Below are 22814 nucleotides of genomic sequence, written 5' to 3'. Positions count from 1 at the left end.
GGCAGGTCGGCGTACCCGGAGCCCTCTTCAGACCGGGGTCTGACAGGACCCCCTCTGATCGCCGGAACTGTCAGCGGCGCGTTTCAGGTCCGGGCGGGCTGGACCGCTCGTGGCTCGCGGCTGGCGGGTAGGTCGGCGGAGGCAAGGAGACTCAACTTCTCGGCGTCACTGGACCCGGCGTCGGCGTGATAGACGACGAGCATCAGGCCGTCCGCTCCGCCGATGCTCAGCCGTTCACGATTGAGGGTCAGCTCCCCGACCTGCGGGTGATCGAACCGGATCGGCGTACCCTGCTGTCCGCGTACCTCGTGGCGTGCCCAGAGCTGGCGGAACCGGGCACTCGCCAAGGAGAGCTCTCCGGTGAGTTCGATGAACCGGGGGTCGTCGATGTCGGTGCCCACTGCCTGTCGCAGGTTCGCCACGAAGCACTCCGTGATGTTTTCCCATTCCGGATGCAGCGCCTGCTCGGCGGGGTTCAGGAACAGGTCCCTGAGCTGGTTGCCCCCTTTGACAAGGCCTGGCGAGAGCGCCTGGGCGAGCCTGTTCGAGGCCAGGATGTCGAAGTACCGGCCCTCGATGAAGGCGGGCTGAACGAGGGAGCCCAGGAGCTTGAGCGCACCCGGCGGAACGGTTTCCCTGCGAGGTCGACGTCTGCGCTTTCGGGCGGAATCCGCGACCAGCATTAGCAGATAGGCCAGGTGCTCCTCGTCGAGCTGCAGGACGCGTGCGATGGACTCGAGCACCTGCACGGACGGGTTACGGTCACGACCCCGTTCCAAGCGCAGGTAGTAGTCCGCGCTCAGGCCGGCGAGCATGGCGACCTCCTCGCGCCGCAGGCCCGGCACGCGTCGCACGCCACCGTGCGGGATGCCGGCCTGCTGCGGTGTCACCAGCGCCCGGCGAGCACTCAGAAAAGCGCCAAGCTCGTTCGACATCTCACCCACAAATCGATCGTATGACCGGGCAGGACGGATAGCAGGGGTCCTGTCGCACCCCCGGCTCCCGCCGGTTGCCGCCTACAGACAGCGCCGCCCCCGACCTCGTGAGTCGGGGGCGGCGCTGGTGTCGGTGTGCAGGTCGCCTCTCGGCGAGTGGCACTACGCGGCTCCAGCCGGACGGTATTCCGCGAAGGCTATTTAGGTGAGGCCCGGGGACACTGGACACACCGACACCCCTGTCAACGAGCCGACCCCCGCTCGTGTTCCGTGTGGCGTCGTGTCGACTGTCACACCGTCGTCGGCACTGTGGCCCGGCGGGCCCGCACCGCCGAGGCGAGGTGTTCGAGCACCTCGGCGGTGTCGTCCCAGCCGAGGCAGGCGTCGGTGACCGACCGGCCGTACTCCAGCTCCCGGGTCGGGTCGAGCTCCTGCCGGCCGGGCAGCAGGAACGACTCCAGCATCACGCCGGTGATGCCCCGCTGGCCGGCGGCCAGTTGGGCGGCCACGTCCGCGGCGACCAGCGGCTGGTTGCGGTGGTCCTTGCCGCTGTTGGCGTGACTGGCGTCGATCACCAGCCGCTCCGGCAGGTCGGCCGCGCGGAGCAGGTCGAGCGCACCGGCGACCGACTCGGCGTCGTAGTTGGGCCGGCCGCCCCCGCCGCGCAGCACCAGGTGCCCGTCGGTGTTGCCCCGCGTGTGCATGATCGCCGGGGTGCCGGAGAAGTCGATGCCAGGGAAGACGTGCGGCACCCCGGCGGCGCGGATCGCGTCCACCGCAGTGCCGATGCTGCCGTCCGGGCGGTTCTTCATGCCGATCGGCATGGACAGGCCGGAGGCGAGCTGGCGATGGACCTGACTCTCCACGGTGCGGGCGCCGATCGCGCCCCAGGCCACCGTGTCCGCGATGTACTGCGGGGTGATCGGGTCGAGGAACTCGCAACCCACCGGCAGACCGAGGCGGAGCACGTCGAGCAGCAGCGCCCGAGCCAGCCGTAGACCGGTGTTGACGTCTCCGCTGCCGTCCAGCCCCGGGTCGTTGATCAGGCCCTTCCAGCCGACCGTGGAGCGTGGCTTCTCGAAGTAGACCCGCATGACGATCAGCAGGTCGTCGGCGTGCCGGTCGGCAGCCTTCCGCAGATGCTGCGCGTAGTCGAGGGCGGCGGCCGGGTCATGCACCGAGCAGGGGCCGACCACCACCAGCAGGCGGTCGTCCTCGCGGTCCAGCACGCGACCGACCGCGCGGCGGCCGGTCAGTACGGCCGACGCCAGCGGGGCGTCCAGGGGTAACTCGTGGTGCAGCAGGGCGGGCGTGGTCAGCGGCACGACACGGTCGATCCGCTGATCGCTGACCCGATCGGTCTCCGGGGTCGTCACGGTGGGCATCCTTCCGCCGACCGTGCCCGGGGCCGGTGCCCGGGACGAGCCGGCTGCTCGTACGCAAAAGGGCAGGAACGACAGCTCCTGCCCAGCCGGCTCGGTCCGTGGTGACGTCAGTTCATGGTGAAGTCACCGGCGTGCGAGCCGGCTGCCTAAACCATCGATAGGAACGCGTCACCGGGCCAGCGTACCCGACCGGACGCGGTCACCCGCCCTGTCGTCCCAAGATGCGGGGCGAAGATCGCGTGCCGGGGATGCGGTCGGGGTAACAGGGTGCCATGACAGACGAGCAGAGCGATCAGGAGCGGGTGGAGTCCCGCGCGCACCACCTCCTGCCCGAGGAGAAGGCGGTGGGCAGCGACGACCCGGAGGCGCAGGCTGAGGCCATCCTCGCCGACTCGGACATCCGCGAGGCGGACCAGAACGCCGCCCCGGACACGGTGCTGGAACGTCGTACCTCGGATCAGACAGTGGTCGCTGTCGAACCGCCGGACTGAGCGGTCGCCCCGCGCGCCCGGCGCGACCCCCGGTAGGTCTGGTCGCGCAGCCAGGCCAGCGGACCTGCCACCCGCAGTTCGGGTGGCAGGTTGCGCACCGGGTCGAAGGCGAGCGACGCGTCCTCCTCGGCGCCGAGCTGGACACCGAAGCTGACCTGCCCGACCAGTCGCCACGGCCCCACCGCCGACGCGACCGCGAGCACCAGACGCGGGGTGTCGGTCCGGGTCGCGGCGGCCGCCGTGGCCAGGCTGCGACCGAGGTCGGCCGAGTCGGGGTCGGCCAACGCCGCCAGCCAGAGGCGGCGCCGACCCGCGCGGTAGCACGTGATCGTGCTGTACGTGCCGGTGAAGCGGCGTCGGGGCAGCGGCAGGTTCCGCAGCACCGGGGCCGCGCCGCTGGAGCTGACCAGCAGGTCGAACGGCCGGCCGTGGTCGCTGTGCAGGCGCAGCGCGAGGCCCAGCACGTCGGGCCAACTGCCGGGTGTGGGCGTTCCCTTGGAGAGCCAGACGGTGGTTCGGTACCGGCCGGGGTGGTCGAGCAGACCGATCCCGGTGGGAGGTCCCGGCGTACCCCAGATCACCGTCTCGCCGACGAACGAGCGACCGGCCGGATGCAGCAACCGGCCACGGCGCAGCCGGCCGAGTGCGGTGCTGGCGCGTTCGACGGCGGTGGCGGCCCGGCCGGCGGACCGGGACGGACGCGGGGTGACGGTCATTCCTCCCCGGTACCCCGAGCGGCGGCCCCGATGCCCGCCCGGGTCGGCTCGCCGACCGACCGCACGTCACCTTTCCGCCCCCGAGATCGGATAGCGTCGGGGCATGCCCGACAGCGGTTACCCCTGGCCCATTCAGACGTCCCGACTGGACAACGGCCTGCGCGTGGTGGTGAGTGAGGATCGCACCGCCCCCGCCGTGGCCGTCAACCTCTGGTACGACGTCGGCTCCCGGCACGAGCCGGCCGGGCAGACCGGCTTCGCCCACCTCTTCGAGCACCTGATGTTCGAGGGCTCGGTGAACGTGGCGAAGACCGAGCACATGAAGCTCATCCAGGGCTCCGGCGGCTCGCTCAACGCCACCACCAACCCGGACCGGACCAACTACTTCGAGACGGTCCCGGCCGAGCACCTGGAGTTGGCGCTCTGGTTGGAGGCCGACCGGATGGGCGGCCTGGTCCCCGCCCTCACCCAGGAGACCCTGGACAACCAGCGGGACGTGGTCAAGAACGAGCGCCGGCAGCGCTACGAGAACGTGCCGTACGGCGACGCCTGGTTGCGGTTGCTGCCGCTGCTCTACCCGCCGGGGCACCCCTACCACCACGCGACGATCGGCTCGATGGCCGACCTGAACGCCGCCGACCTCGCCACCTTCCAGGCGTTCCACCAGACCTACTACGCGCCGAACAACGCGGTGCTGACAGTGGTCGGCGACGCCACCGCCTCCGACGTGTTCGCGCTCGCCGACAAGTACTTCGGCGCGCTACCCACCCGCGACGACATCCCGCCGGCACCGGACGGCCGCAATGTCCCCGTCACCGGGCAGACGGCCGTCGAGTCGGTGAGCGCCGACGTGCCCGCGCCGCGGGTGTACATCGCCCACCGCAGCTACCCGTTCGGCAGCCCGGGGTACAACGTGATCACCGTGCTCGCCACCGTCCTCGGCAGCGGCCGGGGCAGCCGGCTCTACCAGCGCCTCGCCGACGGCGAGAGGATCGCGCAGCCGGACCTGGTCGGGGCGTACGGGGTGGACCTCGCACATGCCCCGGCACCGCTGATCGCCACCGCCACCGCCCGCCCCGGCGTGAGCGCCGAGCGGCTGGCCGAAGGGCTGGCCGAGGTCGTCGACGAGCTGGCCACCGTGCCGGTCACCGCCGCCGAGCTGGATCGGGCCAAGGCGTTGCTCAGCACCGGATGGTGGCGCCAGCTGTCCACCGTCGACGGCCGCGCGGACCTGCTCGGCCGGTACGCCACCCAGTTCGGTGACCCGGCCCGCATCGCCGACCAGTTGCCGGCCCTGCTCGCGGTCACCGCCGAGCAGGTCGCCGAGGCCGCCGCCGATGTGCTCGCCACCGACCGGGTGACCCTGACCTACCTGCCCGAGGAGACCTCATGACGCTGATCGCCGACCGTCCCGGCCCGGGTGCGGCCCGCCCGTACCGGTTCCCGCCGGTGGTCCGCCGCGCCGTGGCCGGTGGTCAGGTCGTCGCCGCGCACCTGCCGGGGCAGAACCTCGCCGTGGCCCTGCTACTGCTCGACGTGGGCGCGGGCCAGGAGCCGGTCGGCAAGGAGGGCCTGTCCGGTGTGCTGGCCAAGGCGTTGGAGGAGGGGACCGCGCAGCGGGACGCCGCCGCGTACGCGCTCGCCGTCGAAGGGCTCGGCACCGCGTTGTCGACCGGTCTGGACTGGGACTCGTTCCAGGCCAGCGTGGTGCTCCCGGTGGACCGGCTGAGCGCGGCAGTGGAGCTGCTCGCGGAGGCGGTCCGGACGCCCAGGCTCGACCCCGCCGACGTACGCCGGGTCCGCGACGACGAGGCGACCGCACTTCGGATGGACTGGGCCAACCCGGGCCCACGTGCCGACGCGGCGCTGCGCGCCGACCTGTTCGGCGCGCAGAACCGCTGGGGGCGCCCGATGCACGGCGACCCGGAGTCGGTCGCGGGGTTGGACGTGGAGGACGTGACGGTCTTCCACTCCGAGTGGTTCCTGCGCCCCGGCACCCTGATCGTCGCCGGTGACCTGGACCGGATCGACCTGGACGCGCTGGCCGCCGCGGCGTTCGCCGGCACCGGTGGTGGCCCCGCCGAGCGGGGCGGCCCCATCGAGGTGCCGCTGCACGGCGGTCGACGGATCATCCTGGTGGACCGGCCCGGCTCGGTGCAGTCCACGCTGCGGTTGGGCCACCCGTCACCGCACCGGGCGCACCCCGACTACGTGCCGATGACGCTCGCCGGCACGGTGCTCGGCGGGGCGTTCACGTCCCGACTCAACCACCTGCTGCGCGAGGTGCACGGCTACACCTACGGCATCCGGGGTGACTTCGCCGCGTCGCGGCGGTTCGGTCGGTTCGCGGTCAGCTCCGGCGTGCAGACGGCGGTCACCGCGCCGGCCCTGGTCGAGGCGGTGGGCGAGATCACCCGTACCCAGGCCACCGGGGTGACCGAGGACGAGCTGGAGGTGGCCCGTTCCTGGCGGGCCGGGCAGCTGTCGGTCGAGTTGCAGAGCCCGCGGGCGATCGCCTCCGCGCTGACCACCCTCGTGGTGCACGACCTGCCGGACGACTACCACGCGCGGCTGCGCGAGTCGCTGCTCTCCGCCGACGTGGACCAGGTCTCCGCGGCGGCAGCCACCCACCTGCACCCGGAAGCCCTCACCCTGGTCGTCGAGGGCGACGCCGCGGTGATCCGCGCCGACCTGGAGGCCACCGCCCTGGGAGATCTCCTCCCCTGACCCGCCCCGGACGAACGCCGTCGATCAAGAGGTTTGCGTCATCCGGAGCACGGTTTCTGACGCGAACTTCTTGATCGACAGCTGTAGGGCGGGGTGTGAGGTGGGACCCGGGGGGTGGGAAAGGGGTCCCGGTTTCGGGGGTGGGGTCGGTAGCCTCGCGGGCATGAGGATCGGCATTGTGGGGGCCACCGGCCAGGTCGGTGGCGTGATGCGGCAGGTGCTGGCGGAGCGGGAGTTCCCGGCGGAGCAGGTGCGGTTGTTCGCCTCGGCGCGGTCCGCCGGGCGTACGCTGCCGTGGCGCGACGGTGAGGTGACAGTCGAGGACGCGGCGACCGCTGACTATTCCGAGCTGGACATCGTGCTCTTCTCGGCCGGTAAGGGCACGGCCCGGGAGTTGGCGCCACGGGTCGCCGAGGCCGGTGCCGTGGTGATCGACAACTCGTCGGCGTTCCGGATGGACCCGCAGGTGCCGCTGGTGGTCGCCGAGGTCAACCCGCACGCCGCCCTGGACCGCCCGAAGGGCATCATCGCCAACCCCAACTGCACCACGATGGCCGCGATGCCGGTGCTGCGTCCGCTGCACGCCGAGGCTGGCCTGGTGGGCCTGGTCGTCTCCACGTACCAGGCGGTCTCCGGCGCCGGGCTGGCCGGCGTCGCCGAGCTGGACGAGCAGGTCCGCAAGGTGGCCGAGCACGCCGCCGGGCTGGCCTTCGACGGGTCGGCCGTGGAGTTCCCCGCGCCGCGCTCGTTCACCCAGCCGATCGCCTTCAACGTCCTCCCGCTGGCCGGTTCGATCGTCGACGACGGCTCGTTCGAGACCGACGAGGAGCAGAAGCTCCGCAACGAGAGCCGCAAGATCCTGGAGATCCCCGACCTGTTGGTCTCCGGCACCTGCGTCCGGGTGCCGGTCTTCACCGGGCACTCGCTCCAGATCAACGCCCGGTTCGCCCGGCCGCTCACCCCGCAGCGAGCCCACGAACTGCTGGCCGACGCGCCCGGGGTGGCACTGACCGACGTCCCGACGCCGTTGCAGGCCGCCGGCCAGGACCCGACCTACGTGGGTCGGATCCGCGCCGACGAGACAGTGGAGTACGGGCTGGCCCTGTTCTGCTCCAACGACAACCTGCGCAAGGGCGCCGCGCTGAACGCTGTGCAACTCGCCGAGCTGGTCGCCGCAGAGCGCCGCTGACCGGCACTGTCGCCGACACACCGAGCACTCAGCGAGCCCTCGCCGTCCGTCGGCGGGGGCTCGGTGCCGTTCCGGGTGGTAGCGCTGCCGTTCCGGGCGCTCGCCCGCGACGGCCGGCAGGTCGTGCTTGGATGGGTCGGAGACGATCGTCCAACCTGGAGGACACCATGCCGGATGACCGCACCCAGCAGGCGTTGACCGATCTGGTGGCCGGCCGCTCGATGGGCGTGCTCGCCACCATCAAGCGGGACGGGCGTCCGCAGCTGTCCACGGTGCTCTACTCCTTCGACCGGGCCGCGGGCCTGATCCGGGTCTCGGTCACCGACGGCCGCGCCAAGACCGCCAACCTGCGCCGCGACCCGCGTGCCAGCTTCCACGTCAGCAGCGAGGACGGCTGGGCGTACGCGGTGGTCGAGGGTCGTGCCGAACTGAGCCCGCCGGCCACCCAGCTCGGCGACGACACGGTCGAGGAATTGGTGGCGCTCTACCGGGGGTTGAGCGGCGAACACCCCGACTGGGACGAGTACCGCCAGGCCATGGTCGACGAGGGACGCATCGTGCTACGCCTGCACGTCGAGCGGCTCTACGGCATACCGCCCCGAGGCTGACACCGAAGCTGGTCGCTCAGCCGGGCTCGATCACTGTCACGCCGGGCCAACGCTCCGCCGGCCGGTGCCGGGCCAACCGCTGCCGGGACCGGGCCACGTCCACCCGGGCCGGGTTGTGCCGCCACACCCCACCCAGCAGATCCGTCAGACCGTACGGGGCGCAGACCTCCAGCCGGCCGGCCGGGTCCACGCGGACGGCCACCGCTGTCGCGTACTCCGGCCAGGTGGCGACCGCCTCGGCCACGCTGCGGTACGGCTCGATCGGGTCGCCGCCGAACTTGGCCGCGTACCAGGTGTGCACCGCCGCCTGGTTGCGCGCCTGCCACGGCGGCTGTGGCCACATCCCCGCCAGCCGGGCGGTGGCCCGGTCGTCGTCGGCTCGGGTCAGCCTCGCCGGGTCGAAGAAGACCACGTCCACATCGCGGACCCGCGCCGGGTCGAACCCGTCGCCGTACCGCTCGCCCCAGACCAGGTCACGCAGCGCCCCGGCGCCGATCCAGGCGTCCGGCAGCCCGGAGTCCCGCACCACTGCCAGCGCCCGGGTCAACCAGGCGCTGCCGGCAACCAGGTCCCGCAGTTTCTCCTCGCCCGTCATCATCCGCCCACGGTAGGCAGCGGAGCCGACGCGCGCCGCCCGTAGGCGGGTGTGCCGCCCTTCGACGGGTATACCGCACTGATTCGCCGTCGCGGGACGTCGGGGAGGGGGTGGGCGATGGGCGCCGGCACGAGCAGCAACGAGGCCCTTCCCGGGGGCCCGCCCCTGCGGAGGGAAACCTCCCGGCTGTTGTCGTTCAGCGACGGGGTCTTCGCCATCATCATCACGCTGCTGGTGCTCGACCTCCAGCCTCCCCGGGTCGGCCGCGGTCAGATGCTGCACGCGCTGGTCGAGCAGTGGCCCGCGTACCTCGCCTATGTCACGTCGTATCTCTGGGTGGCGGTGAACTGGCTGAACCACCGAGCCACCTTCAACCGCGTGGTGAACAGCGGAAAGGCCCTCCAGTGGTACAACCTCGCAGTGCTGTTCAGCACAGCGCTGCTGCCGTTCGCCACCTCGTTCGTCTCGCAGGCCATGCGGGAGGGCGACCAGGCGGACCAGCGGACCGGCGTGGTCCTCTACGGTCTGGTCGGCGTGCTGGTCTCGGTGAGCTGGCTGTGGCTGTACCACTACCTCGCCCGGCATCACGACCTGCTGGACCAGACGGTGCCGCGTCGGTTCTTCCCGACCGAACGGGCCCGGGCCGCGATCGGCCTCCTGGGGTACGCGCTGGCGATCCTGGTCGGATTCCTCACCAGCCCGCTGTTCGCGCTGGTGATCTTCCTGCTGCTGCCGGCGTTCTACAGCCTGACCAGCAGCGGCCTCTACGAACTTCGACGCCTGCGACACCCGCGCGGATAGGCCGGGGCCGTCGGCGTTACCCCCTCCCGCGCGGCGGGTAGACGGGCCGTGCCGACACCGAGAGGGGAGCACCATGACAACGGTCGGAGAGTTCATGACGACCCGGTTGGTGACGATGGACGGCAACGACACGCTCATCGCAGCCGCGCAGGAGATGCGTGACAGCGCAATAGGCGATGTGGTGGTGACCGACGGCGACAGTGTCGTCGGCATCGTCACGGATCGGGACATCACGGTCCGAGGTGTCGCCGAGAACATGGACCCGGGCTCGACCCGGTTGAGCCAGATCACCACTCGCGACGTGATCACGGTGAGTCAGTACGACGATGCCGTGGCCGCCGCGGACCTGATGCGGACGTACGCCGTACGCCGACTTCCGGTGATCGACGACGGGCGCCTGATAGGCCTGGTGTCGATGGGTGACCTCGCGGTCGAGCGCGAACCGCAGTCGGTTCTGGCTGACATCAGCGCCGACGACCCGAACAACTGACCCGTCCGCCGCGGCGCGCGCCGGCCCTCCCGTCCGGGAGGGCCGGCGCTGTGGCGTCCCGGCTCGGCGGCACCGTCGACCGTTCACCCGATCTGGGCGAGGTTGACCGGGGGAGCGGCGGGGACCCGTGCGGGGACGTGCAACGCCGGCCGTCCGCGCGACGCGAGCGCGGTGGGTGGGATCCCCGGCCCGGCAACTGGGAGGAGTGGACCCGATGGTGGACGCGACCACGAGGTTCTTCGAGGACCTGGACCGGCGGGGGTACGAACCGCTGCTGGCCAAGACCTCTGGGACACTGCGGATCGACCTGCACGAGGGGGCGCAGACCCGGCACTGGCTGCTGAGGATCGATCACGGCCGGCTGAACGTCAGTCAGGAGGACCGGGAGGCCGACACGGTGATCGGCGCGAGCCCAATCCTCTTCGACGACATCGCCTCGGGGCGCGAGCACGGCCTGGCCGCGCTGCTGCGTGGGGACATGACGGTGACGGGCGACGCTCGGCTCGTCGTGCAGGTGGAGCGGATCTTCCCAGGTTCCCCGGACGCCCGAGGGCCGCGCCGGCGTTTCGCCGGGGAGGTGCACTGATGGGGCAGAGCAACACGATCCGGATCCTGGACGGCAACACCTTCGTGGTCTGCGAGGACACCGGTGACATCGAGGCGACGCCGAGCGAGCCCACCGGGCTCTTCTCCCTCGACACCCGGTTCCTGTCGACCTGGGTGCTGACCGTCAACGGTGAGCGGCTCAACTCGCTCTCCTTCGACGACCTCCAGTACTTCGAGTCGCGGTTCTTCCTGGTTCCAGGGATGGCCACGCACTACGTGGACGCGAAGCTGTCGATCATCCGGGAGCGAACCGTGGGCGGCAGCTTCCGCGAGCAGCTGACCATCCTCAACCACGACGAGAAGCCGGTGGACCTGGAAGTCCGGATGGACGCGGCGTCGGACTTCGCCGACCTGTTCCAGGTCAAGGACGAGATCCTGAACAAGAAGGGCGAGATCTACACCGAGGTGGAGTCGGACCGGCTGCGGCTCGGGTACCGGCGGGGCAACTTCCGGCGGGAGACGGTGATCTCGTCGTCGATGTCGGCCCGGTACGACAGCAAGGGTTTCGCGTACACGGTGCACCTGGAGCCCAACGAGCAGTGGGATGCCTCGATCGACGTCCAGACCCACGCGGTCGGGCCAGGCGGCCGGGACCTGCGTTTCGGGCTGCGGACGCACGGCACCGAGCGGCTCGCCCTCCAGCACGACCTGGAGAAGTGGATCGCCGACGCACCCAAGGTCAACAGTGAGCACGGGCGGGTGGCCAGCACGTACCGGCGCAGCCTGATCGACCTGGCGGCACTGCGCTTCTCGCCGCTGTCGCTGGGCGGCGCCACCCTGCCGGCCGCCGGTCTGCCCTGGTTCATGACCATGTTCGGTCGGGACAGCATCCTCACCTGCCTGCAGACACTGCCGTTCACCCCACAGTTGTCGAAGACGACGCTGCGCGTCCTGGCGTCCCTTCAGGGCAGCCGGTTCGACGACTTCCGGGACGAGGACCCGGGGCGCATCCTGCACGAGATGCGCTACGGCGAGACGGCGGCCTTCGAGGAGCAGCCACACTCGCCGTACTACGGCTCGGTGGACGCGACACCGCTGTTCATCGTGCTGCTCGACGAGTACGAGCGGTGGAGCGGGGACGTCGCGCTGGTCAAGGAGCTGGAGCAGGAGTCCCGGGCGGCACTGAGGTGGATCGACAACTACGCCGACCTGGTCGGCAACGGCTACATCTGGTACGAGCGACGCAACACCGACACCGGCCTGGAGAACCAGTGCTGGAAGGACTCCTGGGACTCGATCTCCTACTCCGACGGCACGCTGCCGCCGTTCCCACGGGCCACCTGCGAGGTGCAGGGGTACGCGTACGACGCGAAGGTCCGCGCGGCCCGGTTGGCGCGCGAGTTCTGGGGTGACCCGGAGTTCGCCGACCAGTTGGAGCGGGAGGCGGCGGACCTGAAGGAGCGGTTCAACCGGGACTGGTGGGTGGAGGAGGGCGAGTACTTCGCCCTGGCCCTCGACCCGGACGGCCGCCAGTGCGACATCCTCAGCTCCAACATCGGCCACCTGTTGTGGAGCGGGATCGTCGAACCCGAGCGGGCGGAGAAGCTCGCCGCGCACCTGGTCGGGCCGCGGCTCTTCTCCGGCTGGGGGGTGCGCACGCTGGCCGAGGGGGAGACGCGGTACAACCCCATCGGCTATCACAACGGCACGATCTGGCCGTTCGACAACTCGTTCATCGCCTGGGGTCTGCGCCGCTACGGCTTCGCCGAGGAGGCCGCGACCATCGCCAACGGCATCCTGGACGCGGCCACGTACTTCGACGGGCGGTTGCCGGAGGCGTTCGGCGGCTACCCACGGGAGCTGACCAAGTTCCCGGTGGAGTACCCGACGGCGTGCAGCCCGCAGGCCTGGTCGACGGGTACGCCGCTGTTGCTGCTGCGCACCATGCTCGGCCTGGAGCCGCACGAGGGTCACCTGGCGGTCGAGCCACGGCTTCCGGTGGGGATGGGTCGCATCGAGGTGCTGGACATCCCCGGTCGGTGGGGTCGGGTGGACGCGTTCGCCCGGGGTCGGCTGGATCTGGACAAGCTCGCCGACTGACCGATCCGACCGCCGAACCGGCGGTGGCGCGCCGCCCGCGTCGCCGCCGGTTCGCCACCCAGCCGATCCCCAGCCGGTCAGGGTAGATTCTGCGAATGCCGGAGCTCGTGTACCCGCCCGTTATCGCCGCCGCCAAGACGCTGTTCCGGGTCCTCGACCTGAAGATCACCATCGAGGGCGCCCACCACGTACCCCGCACGGGCGGGGCGGTGCTGGCCAGCAACCACGTCAGCTACCTCGACTTCATCTTCGCCGGTCTGGGCGCCAACGCGTCGGGTCGGCTGGTTCGCTTCATGGCTAAGGATTCGGTCTTCACGCACAAGATCTCCGGCCCGCTGATGCGCGGGATGCGGCACATTCCGGTGGACCGGCAGGCCGGAGCGGCCTCGTTCCGCGCCGCCGTGGGCGCCCTCAAGCAGGGCGAGGTCGTCGGCGTCTTCCCCGAGGCGACGATCAGCAGGTCGTTCACCGTCAAGGAGCTCAAGAGCGGCACGGTCCGGATGGCCCGTTCGGCGAAGGTGCCGGTGCTGCCGGTCGCGTTGTGGGGCACCCAGCGCCTCTGGACCAAGGGCCGCCCGCGCACGCTGACCCGCCGGCACACGCCGATCACCATCCTGATCGGCGAGCCGATCAACCCGGCTGACTTCCCGGACCCGAACGTGCTGGCCGCCGAGCTGACCACCCGGCTCAGCGCCCTCGTCGACCGCGCGCAGCGGGATTATCCGGACACCCCGGCCGGCCCGGACGACACCTGGTGGCAGCCCGCGCACCTGGGCGGCAGCGCGCCCTCCCCGGAGGAGGCCGCCGCCCTGGACGCCGCCGCCGAGCAGCGCGCCCCCAGCGCCTGACGCCTTGGTTGGCCAGATCGTTCCGCACCCGGGCAGGATGGTGTCTGCCGGCGCGAACGACGTCCGGCCAGGATCGACGTCATGAGCAGAGCAGCACTCGTCGTGATCGACGTACAAGAGTCCTTCCGTCAGCGCCCGATCTGGGCGCACGGCTCCAACCCCGACATGGTTCGCCAGGTCGACCGGCTGGTGGCTGCCGCCCGGCAGCGCGGCGACCTGGTGGTCTGGGTCCTGCACTCGGAGCCCGGCACGGGCGGGTTGTTCGACCCCGCCCTCGGGTACGTGCGGCTGATCGACGGGCTGGCCCCCGCCGAGGGTGAGCCGACGCTGGTCAAGACGGCGCACAACGCGTTCACCACCACCAACCTCCAGCAGTTGCTGACCCAGGCGGGCATCACCGACCTCACCGTCTGCGGCATTCGCACCGAGCAGTGCGTGGAGACCACCACCCGCATCGGCGCGGACCTCGGCTACCGGATGACCTTCGTCAGCGACGCCACGCTGACCTTTCCCATCCCACACCGGGACCTGCCGGAGACCGCCACGGTCGCGGAGATCCTCGCCGACCCGCGCACCCTGACCAACGAGGAGATCGTGACCCGCACCGAGTACGCGCTGGCCGGCCGCTTCGCGACCATCCGGACCGTGGACGAGGTCACCGGCGCGACCCTCGCCGGCAGCCGGGGCTGACCTCGTGACCCGGGTCGTCTTCCTGCTGGTCCCACAGCTGCACCTGCTGGACCTCGCCGGGCCGGCCCAGGTCTTCTCCAGCGCCGCCGACCTCGGGTACGACTATCAGCTGCACTACGTCGCCGAGCGCGAGCAGGTGCCCACAGTGCAGGGCGTACCGCTGGTCGCCGACACCCGGTGGCCCGAGCTGACCCCGGACGACCTGATGATCGTGCCCGGTTGGCGGCCGGCGGCGCACGGGCCGCAGGGGCCGGTGTCGCCCGGCGACCTGCGGCGGCTCGCCGAGCACCACGCGGCCGGCGGCACTGTGGCCAGCGTCTGCGCCGGGGCGTACGCGCTCGGGCGGGCCGGGCTGCTCGACGGCCGACGCTGCACCACCCACCACGAGGTGCAGGACGACCTGGCCCGCCGGCACCCGGCGGCCCAGGTCGTTCGCGACGTGCTGTACGTGGTGGACGACCGGGTGGTCACCTCGGCGGGCATCGCCAGTGGCATCGACGTGGCGCTGCATCTGGTGGCGACCAGGCACGGCCCGGCGACCGCCGCGAAGATCGCCCGCACGCTTGTCGTCTATGCCCGGCGCAACGGGCACGAGCCGCAGGCCAGCGCGCTGATGCGGCACCGCTCGCACCTGTCCGACTCGGTGCACCGGGTGCAGGATCTGATCGACAGCCGGTACGCCGAGCCCCTGCCCCTGGCCGAGCTGGCCGCCGCTGGCGGCGTGGCCGAACGAACCCTGACCCGGCTGTTCCGGGCGAGCACAGGCCTCACGCCGCTCGGCTACCAGCAGCTGCTCCGGGTCGAACGGGCCGAACATCTCATCGGGCACGGCGCCACAGTGGAAGCCGCCGCGCGAGCCGTCGGCTTCACCGATGCCCGGATGCTGCGCCGCCTGCGAGCCCGCCCCACGAGGTCGGCTCCGGTCTTGAGCGGTAGTAGTCGTCCCGGGAGTGGAACTCCACAGGCAACGAGCCGGGCAGCGTGATCCGGGTGTCGCCGGCGAGCAGGCCGGGGCCGGCCCGCAGCAGCAGTACGTCGCGCTCCTGGGCCGACAGGTCGACCAGTTGTGGACGGGAGAGCCGGAACAGGGCCACCGCCCGGCGGACCTGCCGGGCCAGCGCCACGACCTCGGCGGCCGCTCCGCTGAGGGCCAGCGCCGGCTGCTGGATGGTGCGCAGCGCGTCACAGACGATCAGCAGCTGCGCGGGCGCGTCCGGTGCGCTCGCCGGCAGCTCCAAACGGGACGGCCACTGCCAGCGGATCTGACCGCTCATCAGGCCGTTCAGCCGGGCGGGCGGCCGAGCCCGGTGCGAGCCGTCGGCGACCAGCGACAGCTGTGAGCCACTGCCCACCCAGCAGATCCGCTGATCGGTGACGGTGACCGCGACCTGCTCGGGCAGCTGCCAACGGCAGCGCACCTCGCTCGGCCCGAGCAGGTAGCCCGCGACCAGCAGCCGGTGTCGCCCGAGCACCCGCTCACCGGGCCTCGGTCGCAGGTTGTATTGGCGGTCCAGGGTCGGGCCCACGTCGTCGTCGAGGGCGTCGAACCGGTGGGGACCGATGAAGAAGGGGGACGTGTCGGCGTGCATCGTCACGACCTTCCGGTCAGCTGGCTGTGTACTGAAGCCTGGCGGACCGGAGGCCCCCTGTCATGACGCCTGTTAGGGGGTCGGCCGGTCGTGCGTCGCCTGTGACCGGTAGATGCCGATCTCCTCCGGGCGGACGAGACCGTCCTCGATCGCACGGGCGAGTAGCGCCGCCTTTGTGGCAGCTGGTCGCCCCGCCCGGGTGTACTTGATCCGCGCCCGGTCCACGTACTGCTTCACTGTGTGCTCGCTGATCTGCATCCGTCGCGCCACCGAGGCCTTCGACATCGACTGGAACCAGAGCAGCAGCGCCTCACGCTCCTTGTCGGACAGCATCGGCCGGTCCGGTCGCGGGTCACCGACCATCGCACCGGCCAGCGCCGGCGGCACGTACGGGCGGTCACTCGCCGCGGCCAGCACCGTTTCCACGCAGTGTTCCCTGCCCTCGTGCTTGGCCAGGAACGCCACCGCCCCAGCGTCCAGCGCGGCGAGCATCGTCTGCGGGTCGGTGTGCTCCGAATAGACCACCACCCGCCGCCCGACGGCGCTCAGCTCGGCCAACTTGTCCAACGCCATCCGCCCGTGCAGCCGCAGGTCGAGCAGGATCACATCGGCGTGCGGCGCCGCCCGCAGCACCGCGTCCGGGTCGTCGCCGGTGGCGAGCACCGTCAGGCGCGGCTCGGTGGCGAGCCAGGCGCGGACTCCCTCCACCACCACCGGGTGGTCGTCGACGATCGCGACCCCGACCGGCCGGTCGCCGGTCACCGCCGCCACCGGGTCTGCGCCCATCTGATGTTCCCGTCCCGTTCGTAGAGGTACTGCACCGGCTCGTCGTCCTCCCCGGGGGGCGGGCCGGTCGACTCCGGGCCCTCCCGGTCGGGCGTGACGAGGCTGACCACCACCTCGTCCGGGCCGGAGACCACTGTCAGTCGCGCCCAGTCCCGGGCGTCGGCGAGGGTGCCGGTGAGCGGGTCGGCCAGCCGGCGGCGGACCTCCACCGGCAGCGGCGGCGGGGTGCCGATGGTGACCAGGTCGATCGGGAGACCGTTGCGTTCCGCCAGGTCGGCGGCGGCTCGCAACTCGTGTAGCAGCGGGTCGGGCACGTCGTCGGACTCGGCGATCAGCCGGCGCAGCCGGGCGGCGGCCAGCATGCACCGGCGCTGCACCTCCGGGTCGTCCGGGTCGGCCTGGCCGGCGGCCAGGTCACCGAGGACCCGCCCGGCCGCCGAGCTGACCAGGGCGAGGCGGTTCCGGCGTTCCTGGAGGCCCCGCTCGGCGGCGTCCCGCTCGGCGGCCATCGCGTGACCGGCGGCCGAGACGGCGGCCCGTTCCCGAGCCAGGCCGACGATGACAGTGCTGCCCACGAAGACCGCCACCGGCAGCGAGAACGTGCCGTAGACGTACATCACGTAGCGGGCCACGTCGGCCGGGTCGGGGCCGTGCCAGAGCACGGCGACCAGGGCGATCAACGCGTGCGTGCTGAGGAGCGCGATAAGCCCCACGACGCGTCGACCCCACACCGCCAGCACGAAGAACCAGCCCAGGGTGCCCCACACCCAGTTGGCGGCGGTGAACAACTGCCGCTCGCCGGCCGCGGCGAAGACGGCCGCGTCGACGACCAACAGCAGCCCGGCCAGCGGCCACGGCGGCAGCGGCGAGCCTCGCAGCAGCCGCACCCCGGCCACCGCGCCGGTCACGGCGACCAGTACCCAGGCGCCGAGCACTACCGCGGGCGCGGCGAACTCCGCGCGGGCGGACAGCACCGCCGGCAGCGCGATCGCGACGTGCCAGGCCAACGCGATGGCGACGGCGGCGATCCGGGCACCCCGGTCGGACGCGTGCGCGACGGCGGCCGGCGCCGCGAGCGTGGCGGGGGAGACCGGCTCCCGGGGCGTCGGAACGCTGGTCTGGGTCGGTGCCTCCGGAGCGGCGGTGGGGTGCGCCGGGACGTTCAGGTCAGCCGACACCGGGCCACTCCAGTCGAATCCGGGTGCCCGCGCCGACCGCCGAGTCCACGTCGGCCCGCCCACCGACAGTCACCATCCGGCCGCGGATCGACTCGCGCAACCCGTACCGGTGTGGTGGAACGGTGGCCAGGTCGAAGCCGGGGCCGTCGTCGGCGACCTCGACCACGACGCCGATCGCGTCCCGGGTCAGCCGCAGCGTGGTCGCGGCGCCCGGCGCGTGGCGGACCACGTTGGACAGGGCGGCGTAGGCGCTCTCGCTGATCGCGTCGGCCACCCCGACCGGGACGGCGCAGGACGCCAGGTCCAGCCGTACCGCCAGCTCGGGCAGCCGGTCGACCACCAACCGCAACCGTCCGTCGAGCGGCACCGGGCCGTCGCCGGCCACCGGGCCGCCGTCGGTGAGCGAGACGAGGGTACGCAGGTCGGCTGCGCACCGGTCCCGGAAGACGGTCGAGGGCCCGGCCACCGCGCCCAGCCCCACCATGGTCAGCGTGCCGAGCACTGTGTCGTGCAGATCGCGGTTCTGTTGGCGTTCGGCCTCCCGGGCGGCACGGCCGACCAACGCCTCCCGGGTCAGCCGCTGGTGTTCGACGAAGGCGCGGTCCGCCCGGCCGATGCGTCGGCGCATGACCGCCGCCATCATCGCCGTGCAGGCGGTCTGCGCCAGCAGCGTGGCCGCGTGCGCCCGAGCTTCGGTGGGATTGCCGGCCGCCTGCGCCCCGGTCACATAGGTGGCGATCACGAGTAGACCGGCTGGGATCGACCAGCGCGCCGGGGCGGTGGCCTGTGCGTTGATCACCGTGGTGCTGGCCAGCACGGCGATCCAACTGCCCTCGCCGGGCAGCACCTCGGGCGCCACCAGAACGGGAATGAGCAGGCAGGCCAGCGCGGTTACCGCCACGTCACCGACGACGAGGGCGGGGTTGATGCCGTGGCGCAACGCCCGGTGCGCGTACCAGAGGGACCAGCCGGTCAGCAGGCCCACGGCGGGCAGCAACACCGCCTGCTGCACCGGCGGGGTCTGCACCGAAACGGCCACCGCCGCGCCGAACAGCCCACAGCTCAGCCGCAGCAGCGCCGGCAACGTGGTGAAGATGAGGCCCAGGGCCCCGCCGGCCGGATTGTCCAGCGTGGGCGGCACGGTTGGGGTGGCAACGGCCGGCATCGGGAAGTGTCCTTCCGACAACGACCCGGTCCGGGTCCACGGGGCGTAGATCGACATCGGACAATAGCATGGCCGACAGTGACCGGGTGACTCCTATGTGCGGAGTGTCGCTAACGTGTCACTCTGCGCTGCGGGGCTGGAGGAGGTCCCACCGGTTGCCGTAGAGATCGACGAACACCGCTACCGAACCGTACGCCTCATGTCGCGGTTCCTCCAGAAAACGCACCCCGGCCGCCACCATCCGGGCGTGGTCCCGGGCGAAGTCCTCCGTGTGCAGGAACAGCCCGACCCGGCCGCCGGTCTGGTCGCCCACCCGAGCCCGCTGTTCGGCGCTGCTCGGCCGCGCCAGCAGCAGCGCCGTCTCCCGGGCCCCCGCCGGCCGGACCACCACCCAGCGTGAACCGTCCGGTCGGGCGGTGTCCTCCACCAGCTCGAAACCGAGGTCGCCGACGTAGAAGTCGATCGCCTCGTCGTACTCCCTGACCAGCAGTGCGACAAGTCCCAGATGTGCCATTCGGCCATTCTGCCGGCGGGTGGCCCGGGCCCACCCGGCGGCGTCCGCGCTGGTCGTCCGCGTCACGCCGGCCGGTCGGTCAGGCGAACGCGATAGGGGTGGACTGGATGAACCAGTCGACGGACCGATCACGGCCGTCGCTGTTGACGTAGGCGATCGCCGCGTACTGGCGTCCGCCCCCGGGCATTGTGAAGGTCTCCTGGACGTCGACGCCCGTGCCCGAGACGACGCGCACGACGTGGCGACCCGGCGGGACCCGCACCGGGAACAGGACGAAGTTGTGCTGGCCCTCGACCGCGAATCCCTGATCGACGATCTCCGCGCCGTCGATGCTGATCGAGAGGACCACCGGGTCGTCCGTGAACGACTGGTTGCTCACCCAGAGGTGCAGGTCGGCCTGGTGCTCCTCGACCAGGCGGACGGCTGGCGCAGCCGAGCTCGGCACCGGCGGGTTTGACGCCGCACCTGTCGACGGTGGTGCCGACGCGGCGTTCGGCCCGGCGCAGCCCACCACGGCAAGGAGCGCTGTCACGCTGAGGGCGGCGGCACGCGGGAAGGCGTTTCTGTCCATCCCGCTGGGACGCCGAACGGCGGGTGCCGGTTCCGCCATCCCTGGCGGAACCGGACGCGTTCGTCGTCCGTCTCATCCTCGGGTGGAAGGGTGGTGAGCCGGATGCGCTCGTCGCGGACGGTACTGGCGGTGGCACTGCTCGGCATGGCGCTGGGTGGTTGCGGTGGCACGGAGATCGGGCCGGACAGGGCCGACGATGCCGCTCCGGCTCAGATCGTCGATGGGTGGACCTCGTGCGCCAAGCAGGCCCCACAGGCCGGCGAGGTGCTCTCGGCGCCGAAGGCCGAGACGTCACCACCAGCCACGAAAGAGCCGACGATCGGTCGCATCGACCCCACGTTCACCCCGGTCGCGGCCGTGATCTGCGGGCGGGAGATTCGGCCGGGACCCAACGGCGGCCAGGAGCAGATCGCCACCGAGCGACGCGCCGAGGAGATCGCACCGCTGCTCACCGCGCTGCGCCTGCCCAGCGAGCAGGCCGACGAGGAGGTCGCCTGCACCCTCGAGATGGTCGTCCCGCCGTGGCTGGCCCTGGTGGACGACCGGGGGCGCTGGCTGCGGCCCCACATCCCGACGGACTCCTGCGACAAGCCGCGCACCGAGGTGATCAACGCGTTGACCGGACCGCGGTGGACCACCGTGGACATCCGTACCATCCGGCAGATCGAATCTCCGGCGGCCGAGGCCGCCGGCTGTGCGCAGCAGTGGACGGACATGGTGTGGGTGGAGACCCGGAACGGTACCCCCGGGCCGGCCGGGCCAGGGACCGCGCCGTTCGCCGGGCCGCTACGCCTCTGCGTCTACCAGGTGCCCGCGTCGCTTCAGGAAGGCGAAAAGCCGCCGGGCGACTTCGTGTACGGCGGACCGCTGCCAGCCGAGCGTCAGGCGGGCGTACTCCGGGTGCTGTCCAACCGCCGGGCGGTGGTCGACTGCGACACCCCGGCGACCCGGTTCGCGGTGCTACGCCCGCTCGACGAGGGAGGCCCCGACCGGTACGTGGAACTCGACGGCTGCCGACGGTTCCTGATCGTGCCAGCGACGGGCGGGGCGCAACTCGGCCAGGGCGACGACGCGCTGGCCGCCCTGCTGGGTCCGGTCTGAGCCGGTTCGGCCGATCCGCGACACCCGCCCCGTCGGGCCGAGAAACCCCTGGTCGCTACTTCGACAATGCCCGCTCCAGCTCGCTCTTCGACATCGACGAGCGGCCCTTGATGCCGCGCTGCTTCGCCTCGTTGTACAACTGCTCCTTGGTACGTCCCTGGGCGCCGCTGTGGGAGCGCTTACCGCCGCGGTGCGCGGACGACACGTCGTTCCGGGAGGACCGGCTCGCCGTTCGGGACTCACCCGAGCGGGCCCGTTCCTTGTTGACCGTGCGGGCGGCGATCTCCTTCGCCCGGCCGGAGGAGGCGCCCCGCTGCTGCGCGCTCTCCTTGATGTGCTCGTACTGTCGTTCCCTCTTCGGGCTTGATCCTGCTGGCATCGGTGCCTCCCACCTCCGCTGTCGGGTGCGGTCCAGACCCGGCTGGCGTGCTTTCGCGCTGTCATCGGCACATTCCGGGCCGGAGCGTGGTGTTCACGCTGTCTGAGCACGATGCCCCGCCGTCCCGGCGGCCAAACGAGTGCGCCCGAGCCGATCCGGCTGCACCTTCGGGGAGGTTCCACTCGGCGTCGTATAGTTGTCGCCGCAGCCGACGCCTGGGGCGTCGGTCAGTCAGCGTCCAGCAGCGGGCGCCCGGGCTCGGTTGGCGAGTCCGTGCGGCGCCCCGTGCTCGCGGTGCGCCATCACCACGCGCGCTGCCGTCGCCTTCTGCAACCGGTACGCGCCCCGGGCACGAGGACCTTGAAGTCATGGCACAGCAGCCCATTGACCCCAATGCGGCGATCTTCGAACTCGGCCAGATCAAGCTCGGCGAAACCGACCTGTCTGGAGTGTTGACCCAGGTCTCCGAGTTGGCACGACGCACGATCCCCGGTGCCGAGGAGGTGTCGGTGACGTTGATGAAGCAGGAGAGTGCGCACACCGCCGCGTTCAGCGGTGAGATGGCGCTGCGACTCGACGAACTGCAGTACGAGTTTGGCCAGGGTCCATGTCTGGAGGCGGCCAGAGACTCCGCCGTCGTGTCCGTCCCGATCATGTCCGAAGAGGCCCGCTGGCCACAGTGGGCGACCCAAGCGGTGCAGGGCGGAGCTCACAGCTCATTGTCGATCGGGTTCACGATCCAGGAGTCCGTGCTCGGTGCGCTGAACATCTACGGGGTCAAACCGAGCGCCTTCGACGACGAGGCGGTCACCCTCGCACAGACATTCGCGGGGTACGCCGCCGTCGCCCTCGCCAACGCCCACCTCTACGACGCCACCGCCAGCCTGGCCGCGCAGATGCAACTGGCCATGCAGAGCCGGGCCGTCATCGAGCAGGCCAAGGGCATCATCATGGGCGAACGCCGCTGCACCCCCGACGAGGCGTTCGCCGTTCTCGCGAAGGTCTCTCAGGACTCGAACCGCAAACTTCGGGAGGTCGCCGCCGCTCTCGTGGAGAGGGCCACCCGACCGCCGAGTCTCAAGCGTGACCGCGGTGGGGCAGGCAACCTGCCGTAGGCGTTCGGCAATGGGCTGTGGTGTTGCGGTAAGTGGTGGCCCGCCGGCTGAGCTCGGCCAGGGACGGACGCCCTGACTGGCGGCCGCCCGCCCAGCCCGTTATCTTCGAGATTGGTCAAGCCATGCGCCAATCCTGTTACGGATTTCAACAGGAGGCGTGTGCTCCTATGCCTGAGCGTTCCTGGTTCTTCCAGACCCACCTCGACAGTTTCCCGACGGCGATCAGCCTCGGGCAGGTCACGCCCAGCGGCGCTCGCCGGCGGTCAGCGGGACGGCATTCTTGACCCGGACTCCT

General features: G+C 71.5%; 25 protein-coding genes. 14 read left to right on the top strand and 11 right to left on the bottom strand.

Annotated features, from left to right (window positions below):
- Positions 1-83: 83 nt before the first annotated feature.
- Both IW249_RS03160 and IW249_RS03155 read right to left on the bottom strand, forming a co-directional pair.
- On the bottom strand, positions 84-935 hold the full coding sequence (locus IW249_RS03160) for a helix-turn-helix domain-containing protein (RefSeq protein ID WP_196924609.1): 852 nt from the start codon (positions 933-935) through the stop codon (positions 84-86).
- Positions 936-1225: 290 nt separating this feature from the next.
- Positions 1226-2320 (bottom strand): 3-deoxy-7-phosphoheptulonate synthase, encoded by a 1095-nt coding sequence (locus IW249_RS03155; protein WP_196919416.1) that lies wholly within the window; start codon positions 2318-2320, stop codon positions 1226-1228.
- 272 nt (positions 2321-2592) lie between these two features.
- On the opposite strand from IW249_RS03155, the gene IW249_RS03150 reads away from it, so the two are divergent.
- Entirely contained in the window at positions 2593-2811 is a 219-nt protein-coding gene (locus IW249_RS03150) for a hypothetical protein (protein ID WP_196919415.1), read from the top strand.
- Here the strand turns inward: IW249_RS03150 and IW249_RS03145 are convergent.
- Positions 2778-3527, bottom strand: coding sequence for a phosphodiesterase (locus IW249_RS03145; RefSeq protein WP_196919414.1), 750 nt, complete (start codon positions 3525-3527; stop codon positions 2778-2780). The two genes, IW249_RS03150 and IW249_RS03145, sit on opposite strands and share 34 nt — an antisense overlap.
- A gap of 103 nt (positions 3528-3630) precedes the next feature.
- On the opposite strand from IW249_RS03145, the gene IW249_RS03140 reads away from it, so the two are divergent.
- The 4 genes from IW249_RS03140 to IW249_RS03125 all read left to right on the top strand — a co-directional run bounded on the left by IW249_RS03140 (position 3631) and on the right by IW249_RS03125 (position 8051).
- Positions 3631-4920 carry a M16 family metallopeptidase gene (locus IW249_RS03140; RefSeq protein ID WP_196919413.1) on the top strand — a complete coding sequence of 430 codons (1290 nt, stop codon included), beginning with the start codon at positions 3631-3633 and terminating at the stop codon, positions 4918-4920.
- Entirely contained in the window at positions 4917-6254 is a 1338-nt protein-coding gene (locus tag IW249_RS03135) for a M16 family metallopeptidase (protein WP_196919412.1), read from the top strand. Before IW249_RS03140 ends, IW249_RS03135 begins: the two co-directional genes overlap by 4 nt.
- Before the next feature lie 163 nt (positions 6255-6417).
- Positions 6418-7443, top strand: coding sequence for an aspartate-semialdehyde dehydrogenase (locus tag IW249_RS03130; protein ID WP_196919411.1), 1026 nt, complete (start codon positions 6418-6420; stop codon positions 7441-7443).
- Positions 7444-7610: 167 nt separating this feature from the next.
- On the top strand, positions 7611-8051 hold the full coding sequence (locus tag IW249_RS03125; protein ID WP_196924608.1) for a PPOX class F420-dependent oxidoreductase: 441 nt from the start codon (positions 7611-7613) through the stop codon (positions 8049-8051).
- A gap of 16 nt (positions 8052-8067) precedes the next feature.
- Here the strand turns inward: IW249_RS03125 and IW249_RS03120 are convergent, their stop codons facing one another.
- A complete protein-coding gene (locus IW249_RS03120; RefSeq protein ID WP_196919410.1) occupies positions 8068-8649 on the bottom strand; it encodes a nucleotidyltransferase family protein in 582 nt (193 codons plus the stop codon).
- Positions 8650-8763: 114 nt separating this feature from the next.
- On the opposite strand from IW249_RS03120, the gene IW249_RS03115 reads away from it, so the two are divergent.
- The 7 genes from IW249_RS03115 (at position 8764) to IW249_RS03085 (ending at position 15106) form a co-directional block, all read left to right on the top strand.
- Complete coding sequence (locus IW249_RS03115) at positions 8764-9447, top strand: TMEM175 family protein (protein WP_196919409.1); 684 nt, start codon at positions 8764-8766, stop codon at positions 9445-9447.
- Positions 9448-9520: 73 nt separating this feature from the next.
- Complete coding sequence (locus IW249_RS03110; protein WP_091405600.1) at positions 9521-9937, top strand: CBS domain-containing protein; 417 nt, start codon at positions 9521-9523, stop codon at positions 9935-9937.
- Positions 9938-10151: 214 nt separating this feature from the next.
- Positions 10152-10523, top strand: coding sequence for an SCP2 sterol-binding domain-containing protein (locus IW249_RS03105; RefSeq protein WP_196919408.1), 372 nt, complete (start codon positions 10152-10154; stop codon positions 10521-10523).
- Positions 10523-12583 (top strand): amylo-alpha-1,6-glucosidase, encoded by a 2061-nt coding sequence (locus tag IW249_RS03100; RefSeq protein WP_196919407.1) that lies wholly within the window; start codon positions 10523-10525, stop codon positions 12581-12583. The genes IW249_RS03105 and IW249_RS03100 overlap by 1 nt, the downstream gene beginning before the upstream one ends.
- A gap of 95 nt (positions 12584-12678) precedes the next feature.
- Positions 12679-13431, top strand: coding sequence for a lysophospholipid acyltransferase family protein (locus IW249_RS03095; protein WP_196919406.1), 753 nt, complete (start codon positions 12679-12681; stop codon positions 13429-13431).
- An 81-nt stretch (positions 13432-13512) separates the two neighbouring features.
- Complete coding sequence (locus tag IW249_RS03090) at positions 13513-14121, top strand: isochorismatase family protein (protein WP_196919405.1); 609 nt, start codon at positions 13513-13515, stop codon at positions 14119-14121.
- A gap of 4 nt (positions 14122-14125) precedes the next feature.
- Positions 14126-15106, top strand: coding sequence for a GlxA family transcriptional regulator (locus tag IW249_RS03085; protein WP_196919404.1), 981 nt, complete (start codon positions 14126-14128; stop codon positions 15104-15106).
- On the opposite strand, the gene IW249_RS03080 is transcribed toward IW249_RS03085, so the two are convergent.
- The 6 genes from IW249_RS03080 to IW249_RS03055 form a co-directional block, all read right to left on the bottom strand.
- Positions 14988-15710 carry a hypothetical protein gene (locus IW249_RS03080; RefSeq protein WP_196919403.1) on the bottom strand — a complete coding sequence of 241 codons (723 nt, stop codon included), beginning with the start codon at positions 15708-15710 and terminating at the stop codon, positions 14988-14990. The genes IW249_RS03085 and IW249_RS03080 overlap by 119 nt on opposite strands.
- Before the next feature lie 72 nt (positions 15711-15782).
- A complete protein-coding gene (locus tag IW249_RS03075; protein ID WP_196919402.1) occupies positions 15783-16496 on the bottom strand; it encodes a response regulator in 714 nt (237 codons plus the stop codon).
- On the bottom strand, positions 16469-17674 hold the full coding sequence (locus tag IW249_RS03070) for a hypothetical protein (protein WP_196919401.1): 1206 nt from the start codon (positions 17672-17674) through the stop codon (positions 16469-16471). Before IW249_RS03070 ends, IW249_RS03075 begins: the two co-directional genes overlap by 28 nt.
- Positions 17664-18839: a sensor histidine kinase gene (locus IW249_RS03065; protein WP_196924607.1), complete on the bottom strand. Its 1176-nt coding sequence runs from the start codon at positions 18837-18839 to the stop codon at positions 17664-17666. Before IW249_RS03065 ends, IW249_RS03070 begins: the two co-directional genes overlap by 11 nt.
- Positions 18840-18957: 118 nt before the next feature.
- Positions 18958-19353: a VOC family protein gene (locus tag IW249_RS03060; RefSeq protein WP_196919400.1), complete on the bottom strand. Its 396-nt coding sequence runs from the start codon at positions 19351-19353 to the stop codon at positions 18958-18960.
- A 79-nt stretch (positions 19354-19432) separates the two neighbouring features.
- Complete coding sequence (locus tag IW249_RS03055) at positions 19433-19924, bottom strand: hypothetical protein (RefSeq protein ID WP_196919399.1); 492 nt, start codon at positions 19922-19924, stop codon at positions 19433-19435.
- A gap of 93 nt (positions 19925-20017) precedes the next feature.
- Here IW249_RS03055 and IW249_RS03050 point away from each other — a divergent pair, with 93 nt between their 5' ends.
- The gene (locus tag IW249_RS03050; RefSeq protein WP_196919398.1) at positions 20018-21025 is read left to right on the top strand and encodes a hypothetical protein; all 1008 of its coding nucleotides are present in this window, start codon (positions 20018-20020) and stop codon (positions 21023-21025) included.
- A 55-nt stretch (positions 21026-21080) separates the two neighbouring features.
- Here IW249_RS03050 and IW249_RS03045 read toward each other — a convergent pair whose 3' ends face one another.
- Positions 21081-21404, bottom strand: coding sequence for a plasmid stabilization protein (locus IW249_RS03045; protein WP_196919397.1), 324 nt, complete (start codon positions 21402-21404; stop codon positions 21081-21083).
- Between the two features lie 368 nt (positions 21405-21772).
- Here IW249_RS03045 and IW249_RS03040 point away from each other — a divergent pair, with 368 nt between their 5' ends.
- Positions 21773-22519: a GAF and ANTAR domain-containing protein gene (locus IW249_RS03040; protein ID WP_196919396.1), complete on the top strand. Its 747-nt coding sequence runs from the start codon at positions 21773-21775 to the stop codon at positions 22517-22519.
- The last annotated feature ends 295 nt before the right edge of the window (positions 22520-22814 follow it).

Origin of the sequence: Micromonospora vinacea (assembly GCF_015751785.1) — a bacterium.
GTDB lineage: Bacteria > Actinomycetota > Actinomycetes > Mycobacteriales > Micromonosporaceae > Micromonospora > Micromonospora vinacea.
The sequence above is the reverse complement of the archived record's forward strand: the minus strand, read 5'-3'. Positions and strand labels throughout refer to the sequence as shown.